The sequence below is a fragment of the Streptomyces sp. NPDC046379 genome, from assembly GCF_055587785.1.
Genome location: NZ_JBVJFP010000001.1, coordinates 523,479 through 545,238 on the forward strand (window position 1 = coordinate 523,479; position 21,760 = coordinate 545,238).

Consider the following 21,760-nt stretch of genomic DNA (forward strand, 5'->3'; position numbering starts at 1 on the left):
ACTGCGTGAGGGTCTTCGCCATTGTCAGCAGATCATGTGCGGGTTCGCTTGTGGAGAGGGGCGTTCGGGGCCATGCGTTCCCCCGATCGTCATCCGCGCGCCGGAATCACCGACCGGGGAAGAAAATCTTCACCTCGCGTTCGGCGGACTCCTCCGAGTCCGAGGCGTGGATCAGGTTCTCGCGGACGATGACGCCGTAGTCGCCGCGGATGGAGCCGGGCGCGGCGGCGATCGGGTCGGTCGGACCGGCCAGCTGCCGCACGCCCTCGACGACCCGCTCGCCCTCGACGATCATCGCCACGACCGGGCCGGACGACATGAACGCCACCAGCGGCTCGTAGAACGGCTTGCCCCGGTGCTCGCCGTAGTGCTGCTCCAGCGTGTCCTGGTCCAGGGTGCGCAGCTCCAGCGCGGTGATCTGCCAGCCGGCCTTGCGCTCGATACGGCTGATGATCTCGCCGGTCAGGCCACGACGGACGGCGTCGGGCTTGAGGAGGACGAGGGTGCGCTGGGTCACGACGGGCTCCTTAGAGATCAAGGTGTGCGGGGTTCGAAGGCTACAGGGCCGCTCCCCGCCGCTGTCACGCAGCGTCAGGCTGAGAGGCCTCCGCCTGGGCGGCGAACCTCGCCTTCGCCTCGTCCACCTTCCGCCCGTAGTGCACCGACGCCCACCACAGCCCGGCGAACGCCACGCCGAGGAAGAACATCATCGGGACCACGAACCCGGAGGCGATCAGCCCGGCCTGGAGCACCCAGCCCAGGGCGATCCCGCCGGGCCGGGTGACCAGGCCGCACAGCAGCACGCACAGCAGCATCGCCACGCCGCTGACGGTCCACACGGTCGTCATCGACAGGTCCGGTTGCTTCATGGCGACGAGCGCCGCGAAGCCGATGACGAAGAACTCGCCGATCAGGGTGGAAGCACAGAGCGTACGCACGGTGGTCAGCCCCTCCCCAGGAGCAGTCGGGCCTCGCCGACGGTGATGACGGATCCGGTCACGAGCACGCCGCCACCGGCGAACTCGCCCTCTTCCTCGGCCAGCGTGATCGCGGCCTCCAGGGCGTCCGGCAGCCGCGGCTCGACCTGGACGCGCTCGTCGCCGAACACCTCGACGGCGATCGCAGCGAGCGCGTCGGCGTCCATAGCGCGGTGGCTGGAGTTCTGGGTGACGACGACCTCGGCGAAGACCGGCTCGAAGGCCTCCAGCAGCCCGCGCACGTTCTTGTCGCCGCTCGCGCCGACCACGCCGATGAGCCGGCTGAACTGGAACGCCTCCCCGACCGCCTCGGCCGTCGCCCGCGCGCCCGCCGGGTTGTGCGCGGCGTCCAGCACGACGGTCGGCGAACGCCGTACGACCTCCAGCCGGCCCGGCGAGGCGACGGCGGCGAACGCCTTGCGCACGGTGTCGACGTTCAGCGGCTCGGCGCGCTGGGCGCCCACGCCGAAGAACGCCTCGACGGCGGCGAGCGCCACGGCGGCGTTGTGCGCCTGGTGGGCGCCGTGCAGCGGCAGGTACACCTCGGGGTACTCGCCGCCGAGCCCGCGCAGCGTCACCAGCTGCCCGCCGACGGCGATCTGCCGGGCGACGACCCCGAACTCCAGCCCTTCGCGGGCCACGGTCGCGTCGGTCTCCACGGCCTTCTTCAGCAGCACCTGCGCCGCGTCCACCGGCTGCTGCGCCATGATCACGGTGGCGTCGGGTTTGATGATCCCGGCCTTCTCCCCGGCGATCTCGCCGGTCGTGGAGCCGAGCCGGTCGGTGTGGTCGAGGTCGATGGGCGTCACCACGGCGACGTCCCCGTCGATCACGTTGGTGGCGTCCCAGCTGCCGCCCATGCCGACCTCGACGACGGCCACGTCCACCGGCGCGTCGGCGAAGGCGGCGTACGCCATGCCGGTCAGCACCTCGAAGAACGACAGCCGGTAGTCCTGCTGCGCGTCGACCATCTCGACGTACGGCTGGACGTCCCGGTACGTCTCGATGAACCGCTCCGCGGAGATCGGCGCGCCGTCCAGGCTGATGCGCTCGGTGATCGACTGGACGTGGGGCGAGGTGTACCGCCCGGTGCGCAGGTCGAAGGCGCCGAGGAGGGCCTCGATCATGCGGGCGGTGGAGGTCTTGCCGTTGGTGCCGGTGATGTGGATCGAGGGGTAGGTGCGCTGCGGCTCGCCCAGGACGTCCATCAGGGCGGCGATCCGGCTGACGGAGGGCTCCAGCTTGGTCTCGCCCCAGCGGGTGGCGAGCTCCGCCTCGACGTCCCTCAGCGCCTTGTCGACCTCGGGGTCCTCGGGCCGCCCCGGCACGTCGGCCTGCGGGGGGCCGCCCTGGGTCCGCAGGGTCCGGCTGCCGGCCTCGATCACGGCGAGATCGGGGTCGCGCTCGGTCTCGGCGGCGACGATCTCCTCGAACGGATCGCCACCGCTGCCGCTGCCACTGCCGGTGCTGTCGTGCGGGGGGTGTTCACTCACGGGGTCAGTCTACGGTCGCGGGGGCTCGCGCCGTCGGGCGGCCGTGGCGACGTCGACCCTCGGGGAGGGCGGTGCGGGCGGGCGTGACCGCGCGTCCCCGGGGCGCGGGGGACTGCGCGACGAGCACGCACGGTCCGCAGTCGCATGAGGGCGCGGACGGACCAGGCCGCTGGTCGTCCCGAGGGGCCGTGCGGGAGCCGAGAAGCGGGAAACCCCGGGACCGCTGACGGTCCCGGGGCCGGTGTCGCTACGCCGAGGGCAGCCGCTCCAGCTGGGCCTGGATGCGGGCGATGTCCTCCTCCGCCTTGGCCAGCCTCGTACGGATCTTCTCCACGACGTTGTCCGGCGCCTTGGCGAGGAACGCCTCGTTGCCGAGCTTCCCCTCCGCCTGGGCCTTCTCCTTCTCCGCCGCTGCCAGGTCCTTCGCCAGCCGCTTGCGCTCCGCCGCGAAGTCGATCGCCCCGGACAGGTCCAGCGCGACCTCCACGCCGGCCACCGGCAGCGTCGCCGTGGCGGTGAAGCTCTCGCCCTCGGGCTGGAGCCGCAGCAGCTGGCGGATCGCCGCCTCGTGGACCGCCAGCGCGGAACCGTCCAGGGAGAGGCGCGCCGGCACCCGCTGCCCCGGCTGGAGCCCCTGGTCGGCCCGGAAGCGACGGACCTCGGTGATCACCGACTGGAGGGTGGCGATCTCCTGCTCGGCGGCCGGGTCGCGGAAGCCGCCGTCCTTCGGCCACTCGGCGACGACGACCGACTCCCCGCCGGTCAGCGTGGTCCACAGCGTCTCGGTCACGAACGGCACGACGGGGTGCAGCAGCCGCAACGTGACGTCGAGGACCTCGCCGAGGACCCGCTTGCTCACCTCGGCGGCCTCGCCGCCCGCCGCGAACGTCGTCTTCGACAGCTCGACGTACCAGTCGAAGACCTCGTCCCACGCGAAGTGGAACAGCGCGTCGGACAGCTTGGCGAACTGGTAGTCGTCGTAGTAGGCGTCGACCTCGGCGACGACGGAGTTCAGCCGCGACAGGATCCACCGGTCCGTCGAGGACATCCGCGACGCGTCGGGCAGCGGGCCCTCGACCGTCGCGCCGTTCATCAGCGCGAAGCGCGTGGCGTTCCAGATCTTGTTGGCGAAGTTCCGGGACCCCTGGACCCAGTCCTCGCCGATCGGCACGTCGACGCCGGGGTTGGCGCCGCGCGCGAGCGTGAAGCGGAGCGCGTCGGAGCCGTACTTGTCCATCCAGTCCAGCGGGTTGACGACGTTCCCGAAGGACTTCGACATCTTCTTGCCGTTCTGGTCACGGACCATGCCGTGCAGCGCGATGGTGTGGAACGGCGGGGTGCCGTCCATCGCGTAGAGCCCGAACATCATCATGCGGGCGACCCAGAAGAAGAGGATGTCGTAGCCGGTGACCAGGACGGAGTTCGGGTAGAACTTCGCGAGCGACTCGGTCCGTTCGGGCCAGCCGAGGGTGGAGAAGGGCCACAGGCCGGAGGAGAACCAGGTGTCGAGGACGTCGGAGTCCTGACGCCAGCCCTCGCCGCTCGGCGGCTGCTCGTCGGGGCCGACGCAGACGACCTCGCCGTCCGGGCCGTACCAGACCGGGATGCGGTGGCCCCACCACAACTGCCGCGAGATGCACCAGTCGTGGAGGTTGTCGACCCAGTCGAAGTACCGCTTCTCCATCTCCTGCGGGTGGATCCTGACCCGCCCGTCGCGGACGGCGTCGCCGGCCGCCTTCGCCAGCGGGCCGACCTTGACCCACCACTGCATGGACAGCCGCGGCTCGATGGTGGTCTTGCAGCGCGAGCAGTGGCCCACCGAGTGGACGTAGGGCCGCTTCTCGGCGACGATCCGGCCCTCGGCGCGCAGCGCGGCGACGATGGCGGAACGCGCCTCCAGCCGGTCCAGGCCCTGGAAGGGGCCGTGGGCGGTGATGACGGCGTGCTCGTCCATGACCGCGATGGCGGGCAGGTCGTGGCGCTGGCCGATCTCGAAGTCGTTCGGGTCGTGCGCGGGCGTCACCTTGACGGCGCCGGTGCCGAACGCGGGGTCGACGTGCGTGTCGGCGACGACCGGGATGGAGCGGTCGGTCAGCGGCAGCTTGATCAGCTTGCCGACCAGGTGCTTGTACCGCTCGTCGTCGGGGTGAACGGCGACGGCCGTGTCGCCGAGCATGGTCTCGGCGCGGGTGGTGGCGACGACGATGGTGTCGTCCCCGTCGCCGTACTTCATCGAGACCAGCTCGCCGTCGTCGTCCTGGTACTCGACCTCGATGTCGGAGATCGCGGTCAGACAGCGCGGGCACCAGTTGATGATGCGCTCGGCGCGGTAGATCAGCTCGTCGTCGTAGAGCCGTTTGAAGATGGTCTGGACGGCTTTGGACAGGCCCTCGTCCATGGTGAAGCGCTCGCGCGACCAGGCGACGCCGTCACCGAGGCGGCGCATCTGGCCGGAGATCTGGCCGCCGGACTCGGCCTTCCACTGCCAGACCCGCTCGACGAAGGCCTCGCGGCCGAGGTCGTGCCGGGACTTGCCCTCCTTGGCCAGCTCGCGCTCGACGACGTTCTGCGTGGCGATGCCGGCGTGGTCCATGCCGGGCTGCCACAGCGCCTCGTAGCCCTGCATCCGCTTGCGGCGGACGACTGCGTCGATCAGCGTGTGCTCGAAGGCGTGGCCGAGGTGGAGGCTGCCGGTGACGTTCGGCGGCGGGATGACGATGGTGTACGGCGGCTTGTCGCTCGTCGCGTCCGCCTCGAAGTAACCCCGCTCCACCCAGCGCTCGTACAGCGGCCCCTCTACGTCGGCCGGCGCGTACTGGGTCGGCAGTTCGGTGTCGGGCGCTGGTGGCTGCTGCTGAGCGTTCTCGGTCACGCGCTCAGTTTAGGGGTGTCACGGCACGGTCCCGAAACTCGATTCTTCTGTAACGGTGCCCACCCCGATGCGGTGCGACGGTCATGCCTGCGTCAGGATGTCGGGAAAGCATAAGCATCTGGAGGGGAACCCAGTAATGAGCTACAACCAGCCGGGCCCGTACGGCGGGCAGCCCCAGCAGCCCGGACCGTACGGGGGGCAGCCGGGCAGCCCCTACGGCCAGCAGCAGCCGCAGACCCCGCAGCCCGGCTACGGCTACCCCCAGCAGCCGCCCACCCAGCAGCCCGGTTACGGCTACCCGCAGCAGGCCCCGGGCGGCGTCCCGCAGCAGCCGCCCTACGGCCAGCAGCCCCCCTACGGCCAGGCCCCCTACGGCGCCCCGGCGCCGGGCCAGCCGGACGGCGGCAAGAAGAAGACCGGCCTGATCATCGGCGCGGTGGCGGTCGTGGCCGCGATCGCGGTGGGCGCGTACTTCGTCCTGGGCAGCAGCGGAGGCGGCGACCTCGCGGACGACGGCCCGCACAAGCTGACGATGCCGGCGACGGTGCTGTCCGGCGAGTACAAGAAGGACGATTCCGAGAGCGGCTCGCTGACGGACGACGACATCAAGGACGCCGAGAAGTGGGGGGTGAAGAACCCCAAGGACGTCGAGGCCCAGTACAAGTCGGGCAACGAGGAAAATCCTCTGACGATGAAAATGATCCAGTTCGGCGGCGTCTACGGCGAGATCGAGGACCCGGAGAAGGTCGTCGACGCCTTCCTGGCGCACATGAAGTCCGAGTCCGCCAAGGAGGAGGACGAGGACATGAAGGTCACCATGAACGGTGACCCGAAGTCGTACGACACCATCGAAGGCGCGATCCTCAAGTGCCAGGACGTCAAGATGGAACCCACCGACTCGAGCAGCAGCGGCGGTCCGAGCGAGATGAACGTGACCTACTGCGTGTGGGGTGACTACAGCACGCTCGGCCTCGTGATGCCGATGGACCTCGGAGCCATCGCCACCGAGAAGAAGACGGACCCGGCCGACGCCGCCGACATCACGGCCAAGTTCCGCAAGGACGTGCGCGTGAAGGCCTGACGGCCGCTCAAACTCCGAAGGGGCCCCGGTCGATTGCCGACCGGGGCCCCTTCGGTTGCGGTGCGAGGGCGTTGCTACGCCGTCTTCTGCTCCCCCGGCCCCCGTCCCCGCGCGTCCCGCGGGATCAGGGTCGGGTTGACGTTGGAGTGGACGACGTCCGCGGTGATGACGACGCGGGCCACGTCCTTGCGGGACGGGACCTCGTACATCACCGACATCAGGACCTCCTCCATGATGGCGCGCAGGCCGCGGGCGCCGGTCTGGCGGAGGATGGCCTGGTCGGCGATGGCCTCCAGGGCCTCGCGCTCGAAGTCGAGTTCCACGCCGTCGAGTTCGAACAGGCGCTGGTACTGCTTCACCAGGGCGTTGCGCGGCTCGATGAGGATCTTCAGCAGGGCCTCGCGGTCCAGGTTGTGGACCGAGGTGATGACGGGGAGCCGGCCGATGAACTCGGGGATCATGCCGAACTTGACCAGGTCCTCGGGCATGACGTCCTCGAACTGGTCCTTGGCCTCCAGCTCCCGCTTGGAGCGGATGGTCGCCCCGAAGCCGATGCCCTTGGCGCCGGCCCGCGACTCGATGATCTTCTCCAGTCCGGCGAAGGCGCCGCCCACGATGAACAGCACGTTCGTCGTGTCGATCTGGATGAACTCCTGGTGCGGGTGCTTGCGCCCGCCCTGCGGCGGCACCGAGGCGGTGGTGCCCTCCAGAATCTTCAGCAGGGCCTGCTGGACGCCCTCGCCGCTCACGTCGCGGGTGATCGACGGGTTCTCGCTCTTGCGGGCGACCTTGTCGATCTCGTCGATGTAGATGATCCCGGTCTCGGCCTTCTTGACGTCGTAGTCGGCGGCCTGGATCAGCTTGAGCAGGATGTTCTCGACGTCCTCGCCGACGTAGCCGGCCTCGGTGAGGGCCGTGGCGTCGGCGATGGCGAACGGGACGTTCAGCATGCGGGCCAGGGTCTGGGCCAGCAGCGTCTTGCCGGAGCCCGTGGGGCCGAGGAGCAGGATGTTCGACTTCGCGAGCTCGATGGCGTCCTCGCGGCTGGCGCCGCCGCCGTTCTCACCGGCCTGGACGCGCTTGTAGTGGTTGTACACCGCCACCGACAGGGCCTTCTTCGCGGCCTCCTGTCCGACGACGTACCCCTCGAGGAACTCGTAGATCTCGCGCGGCTTGGGCAGTTCCTCCCAGCGCACCTCGCTGGTCTCGGCCAGCTCCTCCTCGATGATCTCGTTGCAGAGGTCGATGCACTCGTCGCAGATGTACACACCGGGGCCTGCGATGAGCTTCTTGACCTGCTTCTGGCTCTTGCCGCAGAACGAGCACTTGAGCAGATCGCCGCCGTCACCGATGCGTGCCACGGTGTGCTTCCCCTTCGCCTGGGAGACGACTGGACGTCTTTCGAGTCCAGCGGCTCCTGGTGCTGCCTTATGTCGACGGTACCTTGCCGGGCCCCCCGTTCGGGCCCCCCTTGGCACGGTTCGCTTGCGCGTGGAACGTGCCAAGGGGCGGCAGACGATACAGGATCCGCGTCAGCGGACCGAGCTGTTGTTCAGCTTGCGCGTGGAGATGATCTGGTCGATCAGCCCGTACTCCAGCGCGTCCTCGGCCGTGAGGATCTTGTCGCGCTCGATGTCCTCGCGGATCTTCTCGATCGGCCGGGTGGAGTGCTTGGCCAGCATCTCCTCCAGCTGGGAGCGCATCCGCAGGATCTCGTTCGCCGCGATCTCCAGGTCGGAGACCTGGCCGCGGCCGGTCTCGCTGTAGGGCTGGTGGATCAGCACCCGGGCGTTCGGCAGCGCCATGCGCTTGCCCGGCGTGCCGGCGGCCAGCAGCACGGCGGCGGCGGAGGCCGCCTGGCCCATGCAGACCGTCTGGATGTCGGGCTTCACGAACTGCATCGTGTCGTAGATCGCCGTCAGCGCGGTGAAGGAGCCGCCGGGGCTGTTGATGTAGACCGAGATGTCCCGGTCGGGGTCCATCGACTCCAGGCACAGCAGCTGCGCCATGACGTCGTTGGCGGAGGCGTCGTCGATCTGCACCCCGAGGAAGATCACGCGCTCCTCGAAGAGCTTCGCGTACGGGTCGTACTCGCGGATGCCCTGGGAGGTGCGCTCGACGAAGCGCGGGATCACATAGCGCGACTCGGCCGTGGGGCCGGTGTACTCGGCGCTGGCGGGGCCGAGGGTGCCGCTGCCGGGAAAGTGGTTCACGGTGTCTCCTGAAAGGGGCTGGGGCGGTCGCAGGGGCAGGGAAGAGGGCACGGGCCTGGAAGGGCGCGTACGGCCCGTCAGGAGGCCGCCCCGGTGCCGCCGCCGCCCGGCATGCCGGCGGCCGTGGGGATCACGTCGTCGATGAGGCCGTACTCCTTGGCCTCGAACGCGTCGAACCAGCGGTCGCGGTCCGAGTCGCGGGTGATCTGCTCGACCGACTGGCCGGTGTGCTGGGCGGTGAGCTCCGCCATGCGCTTCTTGGTGTGCAGCAGCCGCTCGGCGTGGATCTTGATGTCGGAGGCCGATCCGGCCAGGCCGGCGGAGGGCTGGTGGATCAGGATCTCGGCGTTCGGCAGGGCGAAACGCTTGCCGGGGGTGCCGGCGCTGAGCAGGAACTGGCCCATCGAGGCCGCGAGGCCCATGGCGATCGTCACCACGTCGTTCTTGATGAACTGCATGGTGTCGTAGATCGCCATGCCGGCCGTGATCGAACCGCCGGGGCTGTTGATGTACAGGTAGATGTCCTTGTCCGGGTCGGCGGCAAGGAGCAGCAGCTGTGCGGTGATCTTGTTCGCGATGTCGTCGTCGACCGGCTGGCCGAGGAAGATGATCCGCTCGTTGAGCAGCCGGTTGTAGACCTGGTCGCCGAGGCCACCACCGATGGAAGGCTCGCCGGCGGCGGAGGGCATCAGATTCGTCACGTATCCACCTGCTCGTCTTACGACGGCGCCGGGCCGTCTCACGTGTTCTGCCGGGGCTGGGGCCGTCCGGCGGTGCTCGGGGACTCCCCTGCCCTCGTATTCATGGACCCTAACGCGCGGGTCCCTCCGGGGAATCCCGGGAAGGGGGGTGTTCGCCGGGGGCGTAGCGGCGGGGCCCGCGGGGAGCGGGCGTCCGCGGGTGGCGGGCGGTGGCCTGGGGGCGGCCAGGGGGGCGGCAGCGGCTGCTGCCGGGGTGCCCGGGACACGGGGTGCGGGGGGCGTCGGGGCGGGGTCGTCGGGCGTGGGCCGGACCCGCCCGCGAGGTGGGGCCGTATCGGTGGGGCATGCCGGATCACGCGGTGGGGCCGCACCGCAGGGGGCAGCCGCATGCTCGACGCGGCGTCGCGCTCCGCCACGGACTCCTCCGCGGACGCGGACGGGCCCCGGGGGCTTCGCGCCCCGGGGCCCGTCTTCTGTCTGCCGTCCCGCGGCCGTCCGCCGCGGGACGCCGTCGGCTCAGGCCTCGGGCTTGTCCTCGGCGGACTCGGTCCCGGAGCCGGACTCGGCCGCGGCGGCCTCGGTCTCGTCCTCCTCGTCGTCCAGGTCGACGATCTCGCCGTTGGTGTCCTTCACCGTGGCGGCCTCGACCACGACGGCCAGCGCCTTGCCGCGGGCGACCTCGCCGACCAGGAGCGGGACCTGGCCCTGCTCGACGACCGCCTGGGCGAACTGGTCCGGGGACATGCCGGAGGAGGCCGCACGCCGCATGAGGTGCTCGGTGAGCTCCTCCTGGTTGACGTTGAGCTTCTCCTGCTTGACCAGCTCGTCGAGGACGAACTGGGTCTTGATGCCCTTGACCGCCGCCTCGCGGGTCTCGGTCTCGAACTCCTCGGCGGTCTTGCCCTGGAGCTCCAGGTACTTGTCGAGGGTGAGGCCCATCTGGCCGAGCTGGTGGTGCTCGAGGTTGTGCTTGCGGGTGTTGATCTCGTCCTCGAGCAGCTTCTCGGGGACCGGGACCTCGACCAGCTCGAGCAGCTTCTCCAGGACGCGCTCCTGGGCCTGCGTGGCCTGGTCGAACTGCTTCATGTTCTCCAGGCGCTTGCGGCTGTCGGCCTTCAGCTCGTCCAGCGTGTCGAACTCGGAGGCGAGCTGCGCGAAGTCGTCGTCCAGCTCGGGCAGTTCGCGCTTGGCGACCTGGGTGACCTTCACGGTGACCTCGGCCTCGCGGCCCGCCGCGGAGCCGCCCTTGAGCTCGGAGGTGAAGGTGGCCTCGCCACCGGCCTCCAGGCCCTTCACGGCGTCGTCGATGCCGTCCAGCAGCTCGCCGGAGCCGATCGTGTAGGAGACGCCCTTGGCGACGCCGTCCTCCAGGACCTCGCCGTCGACCTTGGCCTCCAGGTCGACCGTGACGACGTCGCCGTCCTCGGCCGCGCGCTCGACCGGCGTGGTGGAGGCGAAGCGCTCGCGCAGCTGCTCGACCGACTTCTCGACGTCCTCGTCGGTGACCTCGACGGCGTCGACCTCGACCTCGATGCCGGAGTAGTCCGGGATCTCGATGGCGGGGCGGACGTCGACCTCGGCGGTGAAGTTCAGCGTCTCGCCGTCCTTCAGCTCGGTGATGTCGACCTCGGGCTGACCCAGGACGTTCAGCTCGGCCTCGTTGACCGCCTCCGTGTAGAACTTCGGGAGCGCGTCGTTGACGGCCTCCTCCAGCACGGCGCCCCGGCCGAACCGCTGGTCGATGACCCGCGCCGGGATCTTGCCCTTGCGGAAGCCCTTCACCGTGACCTGCTGGTTGATCTTCTTGTACGCCGCGTCGAGGCTGTCCTTGAGCTCCTCGAAGGGCACCTCGACAGTGAGCCGAACCCGGGTCGGGTTCAGGTTCTCCACGGCGCTCTTCACGGTTCGGTCTCCTTGTGGCTGACTTCTCGGGTTCTGCCGGGGCCAGAGCGGGCCCGGCGGATTTGCTCCGCCCGGAGACTTCAGTGCTGCCTCAGTGAGTGCTGCTTCAGTGCTGAGAGACACGGGCGTGCAGCTTGCATAGTAACGGCAGCGGCTACACCGCCCAAAAGGCGATCACCCGGGGTGATGGCGGCGGGCGATCGGGGCCGGTGGTCGCGGTCGAGCGCCGGTGGCCGGGGCCGTGATCGCGCGGCCGGCCGCGCAGGCGGGACGCACAGGCGGATCGCGCAGGTGGTCGGGGTGGCGGGATTTGAACCCACGGCCTTCCGCTCCCAAAGCGGACGCGCTACCAAGCTGCGCCACACCCCGTTTGGTGCGACACGTAGGGTACATGCCCGCAGGCTGCGGGTCTCCCGTATTCACCGGGCCCACACCCGGTGTCGGCGCGTGGACCGGAAGGGGTGTGCGACGACGGGGGCCGACCCGCTACGATGCCTGCAGTGCCGCGGTCACCGACCTGCGGCGCCTCGTGTGCGGGCGTAGCTCAATGGTAGAGCCCCAGTCTTCCAAACTGGCTACGCGGGTTCGATTCCCGTCGCCCGCTCCAGCACGGCTCAGGCCCAGGTGAACGGGTGGTTACCCGTTCACCTGGGCCTGAGTCGTCTCCTCGACCTCCCGTGTGTCCCGGGAGGGTCAGAAGCTGATCGAGTTGACCGTTTCCGCGATGGAGTTGAGGAAGCGGTTGATCGACGGGGCCATGCCGGTGGAGGCGAGGAAGAAGCCGAAGAGGATCGCCACGATGGCGGGACCCGCCTTGATCGAGCCGCCGCGCATCATCACCACCAGGATGATCGCCAACAGCAGCACCACTGACAGTGAAATGGCCACAACTGATCACACCCTCGGTCGGTTCCGTGCACCCGGCCAGGGGATCCGGTCCGACGCCCCCGCCCAGAACCATCGTGCCACCAACCAGCCACTCTTATGCGGCTGCTGACGTAACGACGGGGACGGCGGGGATGTCCGGGACGTCCGTTCCGGTCGGCCCGGCAGCGGTTTCCCGGGGCCCGTTCGGCTCTACTGCGCCGTGAGGCCGAGGAGGGCGCGCATGCGGGCGTACTTCCGGGTCAGGCGGGCGCGGGTGGGCGCGTCGAGGCGGGCCAGGCGGGCCGGGTCGGCGTTGTGGGCCAGGTCCGCCTCCTTGACCAGCAGTGCGCCCGGCGTGGCGAGGATCCGCGCGGCGTACTCCTCGGGCGGCTCCCCCAGCCGTTTGGTGAGGGCGCGGACCACGTCCTTGGTACGGCCGCTCAGCGCGGCCTCGTCCAGTTGCCGCTCGGAGAGGGCGTCGTCCTCGACGGCGTCGTGCAGCCAGGCCGCGGCGATCTGGTCGGCGTCGCCGCCGCGGGCGCGCACGCCTTCGGCGACGGCGTGCAGATGCTCGGCGTAGGGGCGGCCCGCCTTGTCGGTCCGGCCCTCGTGGGCGGCGCGGGCGAGGGCCTCGACCTCGGCCAGGGTCAGGGGCGTGCGCGGCGTCTCGGTCACGCCGACAGTGTGGCAGCCAGCGCCGTCGGGCCCTCGCGGCAGATCAGCAGCAGGGCGCGGTCGTCGTTGACGTCCTTGGCCACCGCCTCGATGAGATGCCAGGCGGCGCCGTGGAAACCGCCGGCGACGTAGCGGTCGGCCTCGCCGGTGAGCCGGTCGAGCCCTTCGACGATGTCCCGCTCGGAGGTTTCGACCAGGCCGTCCGTGAACAGCATCAGTACGTCGCCGGGCCGCAGCGAGCCCTTCACCGGGTCGAACTGCGCGCCCTCGTACACGCCGAGCAGCGGTCCCTCGGCCGCCTTCTCCTCCCAGCGGCCGCTGCCGGCGTTGAGCTGGAGGCCCGGCGGGTGGCCCGCGGAGTACAGCTCGTAGTCGCCGGAGTCCAGGTCGAGGACCAGGTGGATGGAGGTCGCGAAGCCCTCGTCCCAGTCCTGGCGGAGCAGATAGCCGTTGGCGGCGGGCAGGAAGTCGTGCGGGGGCAGCGAGCCCAGCAGACCGCCGAACGCCCCCGACAGCAGCAGGGCGCGCGAGCCGGCGTCCATGCCCTTGCCGGAGACGTCCGTGAGCACGACCTCCAGGGTGCGCCCGCCGTTCGTGCGGGCCGCGACCACGAAGTCGCCCGAGAAGGACTGTCCGCCCGCCGGTCTGAGCGCCATCTCGCGGTGCCAGCCCTGCGGCAGCTTCGGCAGCTTGCTCTGCACCCGGATGCGTTCGCGCAGGTCGAACAGCATGGTGCCGCCGCGCCGCCAGGGCACCCCGACCCGGCTGCGGAACTGCGCGATCAGCAGGCCGAACATGCCGCACGCGGCGACCACCAGGACGACGCCGGGCGTCACCCGCGACGGGCCCTCCGTGTAGGGGCCGAGCCTGACCGATTCCACGATCAGCGCCGTGGCCGCCGCGGCGTACAGGCCGAGCAGGCTCGCCGGGCGCAGCAGCAGGCCGCCGGCGACGATCGGCAGGACCAGCGCGGCGGGCGAGCACCACACCGAGTTGGCGAGGGTGCCGGCCGCGATCAGCGGGACGGTGAGGAGCAGTCCGGCAAGGGCGATCCAGTCGGACCCGTCGCCGCGGAAGTAGTCGACGGCGCTTCGGCGCACGCCGACGCGGGCCCGGTGCCACTTCTTCTTCCACCGGGCCGTGAACGTGTCGGCCGCCGTGCGCCGCTCTCGTCCTGCTGCCATTAGTTCGGGACCCTATCCATCGGACCAGCTCCTTGGCACGGGTGGTCCCACTTGTCCCCCGTCCGAGGCTCGACTTCACAGTGAACTCGACGGAAAGCCGCCGCGCCCGGGTCCGACGGAAATTACGTCGCTCCGTCCGCAAGGCCCTGGTAGGCATGAGGACATGACCTCAGACACCGCCGCCGGACCCGTGACCGACCTCGCACCTGGCTCCCTCCCGGGGCCGCGACTGCTACGGCCGGAGGAGTGGGACGGCTGGTTCGACAACCTGGTCCGCGCGTTCGGCGGGACGCCCGAGTCGCCCGAGGAACGGGAGTTGTGGCGCAGCCTCACCGAATTCGGGCGTTTCATCGGGGTTTGGGACGGGGACGCGTGCGTGGGGACGGCGGGGGCGTTCAGCTTCCGGGTGTCCGTGCCGGGCGGGGCCGTGGTGCCGGCGACGGGCGTGACGATGGTCGGCGTGGCCGCCACGCACCGGCGGCGCGGGGTGCTCACGTCGATGATGCGACGGCAGTTGGACGACGTCCGGTCCTGGGGCGAGCCGCTGGCGCTGCTGACCGCCTCCGAACCGGCCATCTACGGCCGGTTCGGCTACGGCGCGGCGACCTTCTCCCTCGGCGCGGAGATCGACACCGCCCGGGTACGGCTGTCGGCGCCGGCCGGCGCGGACGACGTACGGCTGCGGTACGCGCCGCCCGGTGACGTCCTCGACGCGTGCGAGGCCGTGTACGCACGCCTGGTGCCCGGGCGGCCCGGGATGCTGGCGCGGCGGCCCGGCTGGGAGCGGGCGGGGGTGCTCGATCCGGAGCAGGACCGGGACGGGGCGTCGCCGCTCCAGTGCGTGGTCGCGGAGCGGGCCGGGGAGGGCGGCGGTCCGGAGGTCGTCGGCTACGCGCGGTTCCGGGTGAAGTCGCAGTGGGGGGAGGCCGGGGCGGACGGGACGGTCGTCCTGGACGACCTCGCCGCGCTCGACCCGGTGACGGAGGCGGCGCTGTGGCGGTTCCTGTTCTCGATCGACCTGACGAGCACGCTGACCCTGCGGGGGCGGCCCGTGGACGACGCCTGGCAGTACCTCGTCTCCGACATCCGGCGCTGCCGGACGCGGTCGCGGGACGCGCTGTACGTGCGGCTGGTGGACGTGGGGGACGCCCTGGCCGCGCGGACCTACCAGACGCCGGTGGACGTGGTGTTCGAGGTCGAGGACGCCTTCTGCCCCTGGAACGCCGGGCGTTGGCGGCTGAGCGGCGACGCGAAGGGGGCGGTGTGCGAGCGTACGGCCGACCCCGCCGACCTCGCGCTGTCCGTACGGGAGTTGGGGGCCGCGTACCTCGGGGGCGTGAGCCTGGCCGCGCTGGGCCGGGCGGGGCGGGTGCGGGAGCTGCGGGGCGGGGCGCTGGCGGAGGCGGCGGTGGGGTTCGGGAGCGCGGTGGCGCCCTGGCTGCCGCACGGGTTCTGAGGGTGGGTCCGGCCGGGCTCCGTCAGGGTTTCTGACAGGTCGGGCACCAGAAGAGGTTGCGGGCGGCGAGACCGGCGGTGCGGATCTCGCCGCCACAGATGTGGCAGGGCAGGTTGGCCCTGCGGTAGACGTAGACCTCTCCGCCGTGGTCGTCGACGCGCGGCGGGCGGCCCATCGCCTCCGGGGTGTGCTCGGGGCGGACGGTGTCGATGCGGTTGTTGCGTACGCCCTCGCGCATGAGCGCCACGAGGTCGGCCCAGATCGCGTCCCACTCGGCGGGCGTGATGTCCCTGCCCGGGCGGTACGGGTCGATGCGGTGCCGGAAGAGGACCTCGGCGCGGTAGACGTTGCCGACGCCGGCGACGACCTTCTGGTCCATCAGCAGCGCGGCGATCGTCGTACGGCTGCGGGAGACGCGCCGGTACGCGTCCTGCGGGTCGGCGTCCGCGCGCAGGGGGTCGGGGCCCAGGCGGGCGTGTATCGCGTCCTTCTCGGCGCCGGTGATCAGGGCGCAGGCGGTGGGGCCGCGGAGGTCGACGTAGGAGGTGGGGTTGGCGAGGCGGAGGCGGACGGTGTCGGTGGGCGGGGGCGCGGGGGCGTCGCCGAAGGTCACCTTGCCGAAGAGGCCGAGGTGGATGTGGACCCACTCGTCGTCGCGGAAGCCGAGGAAGAGGTGTTTGCCGTGGGCGTCGGCGGTGGTGAGGGGGGTGCCGTCGAGGAGGGCGGCGGCGTCGGCGAACTTGCCCTGGGGGCTGGTCACGCGGGTGGCTCCGCCGGTGAAGCGGGCGGCGTAGTCCTGGGCCAGGCGGTGGATGGTGTGGCCCTCTGGCACGGTGCGGGTCCCTTCTGTTCCGTTGTTCTGCCCACCCGCCTGCCCGACTCGGCCGGAGGGAAGGTGGCCCTCGCCCCGGGTCTGCGCCCCGGACCCCGAGTGTTCGCCCACCTCCCGGCCCACTCGGTCGGGCAGGGGGTGGCTGTCGTACCGGGGGCTCCCCCTGGACCGGCGGGGACTGCCTTGCCGCACCCCTCCCGGGGGTTCGGCCCGGGCCGGGCATCGGTCCGCCCGGCTCGGTGGGGCAGCAGGTTCGGCTGCCCGCGGCTCCGCCCCGACGTCGGCAGGGACAGCGGGTGGCGGTCGCCCCGGAGCCGAGCCCGCACCTGGGAAAGCACTGCGTTCCCCCTGCACCCCGCTGGGCATCGTCGCCGCGCCGTCGCGAAGGCTTCGTCCCACCCTCGCGCCGGCTGTCCCGGCACGGCGCGCGCCGAGGCTCCGCCGAGCCGCCCGGCGTCCGCACGCACGTCCCCGAGCCGCCCGTTCAGGCACCCCGCCCCGGCCGCTCACCTCGTGAGCGGCCCGTCGTCGGCCCGGCCCCGGCGCGGAGCGCTACTGCTGCGGGTGGTGCGCCGGGATCGGCGGGAGGTCGCCCTTGGTTTCGTAGGCCGACAGCATCTCGATGCGGCGCACGTGGCGCTCGTCGTTCGAGAACGGGGTGGTCAGGAACGTCTCGACGAACCTCGTCGCCTCGTCCTGCGTGTGCATGCGCGCGCCCACCGCGATCACGTTCGCGTTGTTGTGCTGGCGCCCCAGAGCCGCCGTCTCCTCGCTCCAGGCGAGAGCCGCGCGTACGCCCTTGACCTTGTTCGCGGCGATCTGCTCGCCGTTGCCGGAGCCGCCGATCACGATGCCCAGGGCCTCGGAATCGGCCGCCGTGCGCTCGGCGGCGCGGAGGCAGAACGGGGGGTAGTCGTCCTGGGCGTCGTAGATGTGGGGCCCGCAGTCGACGGGCTCGTGGCCGGCTTCCCTGAGCCACTCGACGAGGTGGTTCTTGAGTTCGTAGCCGGCATGGTCGGAACCGAGGTACACGCGCATGGGCACGAGTGTGACACGGGGGTCGGTACGGGGCTGCGGCGGGTGTCACATGTGCGACGAGCACAGTGCGGGGCAGAAGCTCAGGACAACCTCAAGTAACGATCCGGAATCAAAGGTTCCCTCATCCGTTTGCCTTCGATTCACTGGATCGACTCCCACAAGGGGCACTGCCTACCGGCGTAAAGGAAATCCCTCCCATGACCTCGCAGCCGACTCTTACCCAGACCGGACGCGGCCCAGGAGAACCCGGGAAGGCCGGCGAACCCGGCACCGGACTCCAGGCAGGGCTCAAGAACCGGCATCTGTCGATGATCGCCATCGGCGGTGTCATCGGCGCCGGGCTGTTCGTCGGATCTAGTTCCGGCATCGCCACGGCGGGACCCGGCATCCTGCTCTCGTACGCCCTCGTCGGCACGCTCGTGGTGCTGGTGATGCGCATGCTCGGCGAGATGTCCGCCGCCAACCCGACCTCCGGGTCGTTCTCCGCGCACGCCGACCGTGCGCTCGGCCCCTGGGCCGGGTTCACCATCGGCTGGCTCTACTGGTTCTTCTGGGTCGTCGTGCTCGCGGTCGAGGCGACCGCCGGCGCCGCGATCCTCGAGTCGTGGATCCCGGCCGTCCCGCAGTGGGGCTGGGCGCTCATCGTGATGGTGGTGCTGACCGCCACCAACCTCGTCTCCGTGGGCTCCTACGGCGAGTTCGAGTTCTGGTTCGCCGGCATCAAGGTCGTCGCCATCGGCGCCTTCATCGTCATCGGCGGGCTCGCCGTGTTCGGGCTGCTGCCCGGCGTCGACAGCGACCAGGCGGGGCTGTCCAACCTCACCGGGCACGGCGGCTTCCTGCCCAACGGACCCGGCGCCATCCTCACCGGCGTGCTGCTCGTCGTCTTCTCCTTCATGGGCAGCGAGATCGCCACCCTGGCCGCCGGCGAGTCCGAGGACCCGCAGCGGGCCGTGACCAAGTCGACCAACAGCATCATCTGGCGCATCGGCGTCTTCTACCTGGGTTCCATCTTCGTCGTCGTCTCGCTGCTGCCCTGGGACTCCGCCTCCATCAAGGAGGACGGCTCCTACGTCGCCGCCCTGGACTCCCTCGGCATCGCGCACGCCGGCCAGATCATGAACTTCATCGTGCTGACGTCCGTGCTGTCCTGTCTCAACTCCGGCCTCTACACCGCCTCCCGCATGGCCTTCTCGCTCGGCGAGCGCGGTGACGCCCCGAAGTCCTTCGCCCGGACCACCGGTCAGGGCGTGCCGCGCACGGCGATCCTCGTCTCCGTGGTCTTCGGGTTCGTGGCCGTCTTCTTCAACTACAAGTTCCCGGACTCCGTCTTCCTCTTCCTCGTCAACTCCAGCGGCGCCGTGGCCCTGTTCGTGTGGCTGGTGATCTGCTTCTCGCAGCTGCGCATGAGGAAGATCATCCAGGCGGAGTCGCCGGAGAAGCTGGTCGTGCGGATGTGGCTGTACCCGTATCTGACGTGGGCCGCCGCAGCGCTGATCGTGTTCGTCCTCGGGTACATGCTCACCGACACCGAGCACGACGGGCGCTCCACCGTCCTGCTGTCGCTGCTCGTCGCCGCCGTGGTGCTCGGCATCGCGGTAATCCGGCAGCGGGTCCGGTCCCGGCGGGCGGCGGGCGTCATCGCCGGCTGACCGACGAGCGGCCGTCGCAGACGTCGTACACAAGGAGCGGGGCCCCGCGGCGACCACCTCGCCGCGGGGCCCTGCTCGTCGTACGGGGGCGTCGGCCGTCAGGCCTTGTCGCGCCGGCCCGCCAGCTTCCACGCCGCCGGCAGCACGCCCATCGCCAGGGCCGCCTTCAGGGCGTCGCCGATCAGGAACGGGGTCAGGCCGGCCGCGATCGCGGCGGAGGCGGACATGCCGGTCGCCAGGGCCAGGTACGGCACGCCGACGGCGTAGACGATCGCCTCGCCCAGCAGCATCGCGCCCGCCGTCCGCCACGGGGAGCGGTCCGCGCCGCGGCGGGCCAGCGCCCCCACGGCGGTCGCGGCGAGGAGGAGGCCGATGACGTAGCCGAAGGACGGGGCGGCGACGCCGGAGCCGCCCTGCGCGAACCACGGCACGCCCGCCATGCCGGCCAGCGCGTACAGGGCCAGGGAGAGGAAGCCGCGGCCCGTGCCGAGGGCGGCGCCGACGAGGAGCGCGGCGAAGGTCTGGCCGGTCACCGGGACCGGGGAGCCGGGGACGGGCACCGAGAGCTGGGCCGCGAGGCCGGTGAGGGCGGCGCCGCCGGCGACGAGCGCGATGTCGCGGGCACGCGAGGCGGGGAGGAGGTCGGCGAGGACCCGGCCGGGGCGGACGGGGGCGACGGCGGTGCTCATGGGGACTCCGCGGGGGTGAGGGCGGTTCGGGACACCGTGACGCTAACCCAGGGGCGGCATGGCGATCACCGTCACCGACCGACAAAGGCGGCAGGCGCGCGTTGGTGGGCTCCGGACAATCGGGGATGAGGGCAAGGAGGGTGGGGTGATGCCCGTCACGGAGGTCGGGACGGGTGTGTCACTCGAGGGCGGGGTGGGTACATCTGTAGGTTTTCACCAATCCCGCCCTCGCCTCGCCGACGCCCCGGCGCCCCTTCTCGCGGAACGGACTCCGGCCCTCCTCGACTCGCCCTCGTGTCGCTTCCGCGCCCGCGAGGACCTTTTTGTTGCTAGGTTGTAGTTGCAAACTATTTGCAATAAGAGGTCGGAGGGGACCTGTGATGCCCGTCTACACGCTGCCTGAACTGCCGTACGACTACTCCGCGCTCGCGCCCGTGATCAGCCCCGAGATCATCGAGCTGCACCACGACAAGCACCACGCCGCCTATGTGAAGGGCGCCAACGACACGCTGGAGCAGCTCGCGGAGGCGCGCGACAAGGAGCAGTGGGGCTCGGTCAACGGGCTGGAGAAGAACCTGGCCTTCCATCTCTCCGGTCACATCCTGCACTCGATCTACTGGCACAACATGACCGGCGACGGCGGCGGCGAGCCCTTGGAGAAGGACGGGGTGGGCGAGCTGGCGGACGCGATCGCCGAGTCGTTCGGGTCCTTCGCCGGCTTCAAGGCGCAGCTGTCGAAGGCGGCGGCCACGACGCAGGGCTCCGGGTGGGGCGTCCTGGCGTACGAGCCGCTGAGCGGCCGGCTGATCGTCGAGCAGGTGTACGACCACCAGGGCAACGTCGGGCAGGGCGCCACGCCGATCCTGGTCTTCGACGCCTGGGAGCACGCCTTCTACCTGCAGTACCGCAACCAGAAGGTGGACTTCGTCGAGGCCATGTGGCGGGTCGTCAACTGGCAGGACGTGGCCCGGCGTTACGAGGCCGCGAAGTCCCGCGCGGACGTGCTGCTGCTCGCGCCGTGACGGCGCGTCCCCCGCGTCCCGCCTCGTGATCGTCTTCTCACCTTTCACCGGGGCGGGCGGTAAGACGGAAGGCCCTCACGAGGACGTGACTCGTGAGGGCCTTCCGCGTCGGCCCCCGGCCGGATTAGCCTCCGGCTGGGGTGCGGGGCGGCGCGTCCGGCGCCGGCGCCCGCTCTCCGAGGAGGCGCCATGGCCTGGGTCCGCTGTCCGAACTGTCCCGGCAGTTCCATGAAGTGGTTCACGTCACTGACCGGGGACGAGATCCCGGCCGTCCGGAAACTGGTCGCCGAGATCTTCCCCGACGAGTTCTTCACGCCCGGCGCCTATCAACGGTGCCGCCAGGAGGGGTGCCGTCGGGTGCAGCGCAAGGACCGGTGGGCGCGCGGCGGCACGCTGCCGGAGCCCGAGGAGAAGTGACCGGGCTCAGAGGTTGCTGAAGTCCGGGCCCTTGGTGCGGGTCCGCTTGATCTCGTAGAAGCCGGGCACCGAGGCCACCGCGAGGGTGCCGTCCCACAGGCGCAGCGCCTCCTCGCCCTTGGGCGTGGGGGTGACGACCGGGCCGAAGAAGGCGATCTCCTCGCCGTCGGGGCCGGGCACCGCGATGACGGGGGTGCCGACCTCCTGGCCGACCTTCTCGATGCCCTCCTTGTGGGAGGCGCGCAGCTGGGCCTCGTACGGGGTGTCGTCCCAGTGGTCCATCAGGGACTCGGGCAGGCCCACGTCCTTGACCGCGGCGGCGACCACGTCCTTGCCCGGTCCCTCGCCCCGGTTGTGGATGCGGGTGCCGAGCGCGGTGTAGAGGTCGCCGAGGACCTCGGGGCCATGCTCCTCCTGCGCCGCGATGACGACCCGGACCGGGCCCCACGCCTTGGTGGACAGCAGCTCGCGGTAGTCCTCGGGCAGCTCGTCCAGCTTGTCCTCGTTGAGGACGGCGAGGCTCATGAGGTGCCAGCGGACCTCGATGTCGCGGTGCTTCTGCACCTCCAGGACCCAGCGGGACGTCATCCAGGCCCAGGGGCACAGCGGGTCGAACCAGAAGTCGACGGGGGTCTTGTCCGACATGTCTCTCCTCATGAGGGAAGCGTTTCTCCCGGGAACGTCGGGGC

The 21,760-nt window shown here is 70.9% G+C and carries 20 protein-coding genes and 2 tRNA genes; 6 read left to right on the forward strand and 16 right to left on the reverse strand.

Annotation, left to right across the window (positions count from 1 at the left end; genetic code table 11):
* Nucleotides 1–106: 106 nt before the first annotated feature.
* The 4 genes from ndk to ACZ6KF_RS02375 form a co-directional block, all read right to left on the reverse strand.
* Nucleotides 107–517 carry a nucleoside-diphosphate kinase gene (ndk, locus tag ACZ6KF_RS02360; protein ID WP_356631643.1) on the reverse strand — a complete coding sequence of 137 codons (411 nt, stop codon included), beginning with the start codon at nt 515–517 and terminating at the stop codon, nt 107–109.
* Between the two features lie 64 nt (nt 518–581).
* Nucleotides 582–938, reverse strand: a complete 357-nt coding sequence (locus ACZ6KF_RS02365) for a DUF4233 domain-containing protein (protein ID WP_356631641.1) — start codon at nt 936–938, stop codon at nt 582–584.
* A 5-nt stretch (nt 939–943) separates the two neighbouring features.
* Nucleotides 944–2,470 (reverse strand): bifunctional tetrahydrofolate synthase/dihydrofolate synthase, encoded by a 1,527-nt coding sequence (gene folC, locus ACZ6KF_RS02370; protein ID WP_469158521.1) that lies wholly within the window; start codon nt 2,468–2,470, stop codon nt 944–946.
* Between the two features lie 247 nt (nt 2,471–2,717).
* A complete protein-coding gene (locus tag ACZ6KF_RS02375) occupies nt 2,718–5,342 on the reverse strand; it encodes a valine--tRNA ligase (RefSeq protein ID WP_356631637.1) in 2,625 nt (874 codons plus the stop codon).
* 136 nt (nt 5,343–5,478) lie between these two features.
* On the opposite strand from ACZ6KF_RS02375, the gene ACZ6KF_RS02380 reads away from it, so the two are divergent.
* The gene (locus tag ACZ6KF_RS02380) at nt 5,479–6,423 is read left to right on the forward strand and encodes a hypothetical protein (RefSeq protein WP_469236898.1); all 945 of its coding nucleotides are present in this window, start codon (nt 5,479–5,481) and stop codon (nt 6,421–6,423) included.
* Nucleotides 6,424–6,497: 74 nt separating this feature from the next.
* Here ACZ6KF_RS02380 and clpX read toward each other — a convergent pair whose 3' ends face one another.
* From clpX to ACZ6KF_RS02405, 5 genes are all read right to left on the reverse strand, one after another.
* The gene (gene clpX / locus ACZ6KF_RS02385; protein WP_356631633.1) at nt 6,498–7,784 is read right to left on the reverse strand and encodes an ATP-dependent Clp protease ATP-binding subunit ClpX; all 1,287 of its coding nucleotides are present in this window, start codon (nt 7,782–7,784) and stop codon (nt 6,498–6,500) included.
* Between the two features lie 171 nt (nt 7,785–7,955).
* On the reverse strand, nt 7,956–8,636 hold the full coding sequence (locus ACZ6KF_RS02390; RefSeq protein ID WP_356631631.1) for an ATP-dependent Clp protease proteolytic subunit: 681 nt from the start codon (nt 8,634–8,636) through the stop codon (nt 7,956–7,958).
* 77 nt (nt 8,637–8,713) lie between these two features.
* Nucleotides 8,714–9,325, reverse strand: coding sequence for an ATP-dependent Clp protease proteolytic subunit (locus ACZ6KF_RS02395; protein WP_356631656.1), 612 nt, complete (start codon nt 9,323–9,325; stop codon nt 8,714–8,716).
* A 528-nt stretch (nt 9,326–9,853) separates the two neighbouring features.
* Entirely contained in the window at nt 9,854–11,239 is a 1,386-nt protein-coding gene (gene tig, locus ACZ6KF_RS02400; protein ID WP_356631629.1) for a trigger factor, read from the reverse strand.
* 292 nt (nt 11,240–11,531) lie between these two features.
* A tRNA-Pro gene (locus ACZ6KF_RS02405) sits at nt 11,532–11,608 on the reverse strand.
* Between the two features lie 164 nt (nt 11,609–11,772).
* Here ACZ6KF_RS02405 and ACZ6KF_RS02410 point away from each other — a divergent pair.
* Nucleotides 11,773–11,846, forward strand: a tRNA-Gly gene (locus ACZ6KF_RS02410).
* An 86-nt stretch (nt 11,847–11,932) separates the two neighbouring features.
* On the opposite strand, the gene ACZ6KF_RS02415 is transcribed toward ACZ6KF_RS02410, so the two are convergent.
* The 3 genes from ACZ6KF_RS02415 to ACZ6KF_RS02425 form a co-directional block, all read right to left on the reverse strand.
* Entirely contained in the window at nt 11,933–12,127 is a 195-nt protein-coding gene (locus ACZ6KF_RS02415) for a hypothetical protein (RefSeq protein WP_356631627.1), read from the reverse strand.
* Between the two features lie 189 nt (nt 12,128–12,316).
* A complete protein-coding gene (locus tag ACZ6KF_RS02420) occupies nt 12,317–12,781 on the reverse strand; it encodes an HD domain-containing protein (protein ID WP_469236902.1) in 465 nt (154 codons plus the stop codon).
* Entirely contained in the window at nt 12,778–13,965 is a 1,188-nt protein-coding gene (locus ACZ6KF_RS02425; protein WP_356631623.1) for a PP2C family protein-serine/threonine phosphatase, read from the reverse strand. Before ACZ6KF_RS02425 ends, ACZ6KF_RS02420 begins: the two co-directional genes overlap by 4 nt.
* A gap of 163 nt (nt 13,966–14,128) precedes the next feature.
* Here ACZ6KF_RS02425 and ACZ6KF_RS02430 point away from each other — a divergent pair, with 163 nt between their 5' ends.
* Nucleotides 14,129–15,421: a GNAT family N-acetyltransferase gene (locus ACZ6KF_RS02430; protein ID WP_356631621.1), complete on the forward strand. Its 1,293-nt coding sequence runs from the start codon at nt 14,129–14,131 to the stop codon at nt 15,419–15,421.
* A gap of 22 nt (nt 15,422–15,443) precedes the next feature.
* On the opposite strand, the gene ACZ6KF_RS02435 is transcribed toward ACZ6KF_RS02430, so the two are convergent.
* Complete coding sequence (locus ACZ6KF_RS02435; RefSeq protein WP_469158519.1) at nt 15,444–16,253, reverse strand: Fpg/Nei family DNA glycosylase; 810 nt, start codon at nt 16,251–16,253, stop codon at nt 15,444–15,446.
* 552 nt (nt 16,254–16,805) lie between these two features.
* Nucleotides 16,806–17,291, reverse strand: coding sequence for a ribose-5-phosphate isomerase (locus tag ACZ6KF_RS02440; protein WP_356631617.1), 486 nt, complete (start codon nt 17,289–17,291; stop codon nt 16,806–16,808).
* 197 nt (nt 17,292–17,488) lie between these two features.
* Here ACZ6KF_RS02440 and ACZ6KF_RS02445 point away from each other — a divergent pair, with 197 nt between their 5' ends.
* Nucleotides 17,489–18,943, forward strand: a complete 1,455-nt coding sequence (locus ACZ6KF_RS02445; RefSeq protein ID WP_356631615.1) for an amino acid permease — start codon at nt 17,489–17,491, stop codon at nt 18,941–18,943.
* 98 nt (nt 18,944–19,041) lie between these two features.
* On the opposite strand, the gene ACZ6KF_RS02450 is transcribed toward ACZ6KF_RS02445, so the two are convergent.
* Nucleotides 19,042–19,632 (reverse strand): biotin transporter BioY, encoded by a 591-nt coding sequence (locus ACZ6KF_RS02450; protein ID WP_356631613.1) that lies wholly within the window; start codon nt 19,630–19,632, stop codon nt 19,042–19,044.
* A gap of 380 nt (nt 19,633–20,012) precedes the next feature.
* On the opposite strand from ACZ6KF_RS02450, the gene ACZ6KF_RS02455 reads away from it, so the two are divergent.
* Together ACZ6KF_RS02455 and ACZ6KF_RS02460 are read left to right on the forward strand one after the other, a co-directional pair.
* A complete protein-coding gene (locus ACZ6KF_RS02455; RefSeq protein WP_356631611.1) occupies nt 20,013–20,654 on the forward strand; it encodes a superoxide dismutase in 642 nt (213 codons plus the stop codon).
* A gap of 228 nt (nt 20,655–20,882) precedes the next feature.
* Complete coding sequence (locus tag ACZ6KF_RS02460; protein WP_469158517.1) at nt 20,883–21,071, forward strand: hypothetical protein; 189 nt, start codon at nt 20,883–20,885, stop codon at nt 21,069–21,071.
* Between the two features lie 6 nt (nt 21,072–21,077).
* Here ACZ6KF_RS02460 and ACZ6KF_RS02465 read toward each other — a convergent pair whose 3' ends face one another.
* Complete coding sequence (locus ACZ6KF_RS02465; RefSeq protein ID WP_356631607.1) at nt 21,078–21,716, reverse strand: mycothiol-dependent nitroreductase Rv2466c family protein; 639 nt, start codon at nt 21,714–21,716, stop codon at nt 21,078–21,080.
* Nucleotides 21,717–21,760: the final 44 nt, after the last annotated feature.

What these genes read in the sequence shown, in the direction of transcription:
- ACZ6KF_RS02465 (WP_356631607.1), bottom strand. Translation starts at nt 21,716, where the DNA reads ATGTCGGACAAGACCCCCGTCGACTTCTGGTTCGACCCGCTGTGCCCC.
- ACZ6KF_RS02445 (WP_356631615.1), top strand. Translation starts at nt 17,489, where the DNA reads ATGACCTCGCAGCCGACTCTTACCCAGACCGGACGCGGCCCAGGAGAA.
- ACZ6KF_RS02440 (WP_356631617.1), bottom strand. Translation starts at nt 17,291, where the DNA reads ATGCGCGTGTACCTCGGTTCCGACCATGCCGGCTACGAACTCAAGAAC.
- ACZ6KF_RS02450 (WP_356631613.1), bottom strand. Translation starts at nt 19,632, where the DNA reads ATGAGCACCGCCGTCGCCCCCGTCCGCCCCGGCCGGGTCCTCGCCGAC.
- ACZ6KF_RS02395 (WP_356631656.1), bottom strand. Translation starts at nt 9,325, where the DNA reads ATGCCCTCCGCCGCCGGCGAGCCTTCCATCGGTGGTGGCCTCGGCGAC.
- ACZ6KF_RS02455 (WP_356631611.1), top strand. Translation starts at nt 20,013, where the DNA reads ATGCCCGTCTACACGCTGCCTGAACTGCCGTACGACTACTCCGCGCTC.
- ACZ6KF_RS02430 (WP_356631621.1), top strand. Translation starts at nt 14,129, where the DNA reads ATGACCTCAGACACCGCCGCCGGACCCGTGACCGACCTCGCACCTGGC.
- ACZ6KF_RS02460 (WP_469158517.1), top strand. Translation starts at nt 20,883, where the DNA reads ATGAAGTGGTTCACGTCACTGACCGGGGACGAGATCCCGGCCGTCCGG.
- ACZ6KF_RS02380 (WP_469236898.1), top strand. Translation starts at nt 5,479, where the DNA reads ATGAGCTACAACCAGCCGGGCCCGTACGGCGGGCAGCCCCAGCAGCCC.
- ACZ6KF_RS02425 (WP_356631623.1), bottom strand. Translation starts at nt 13,965, where the DNA reads ATGGCAGCAGGACGAGAGCGGCGCACGGCGGCCGACACGTTCACGGCC.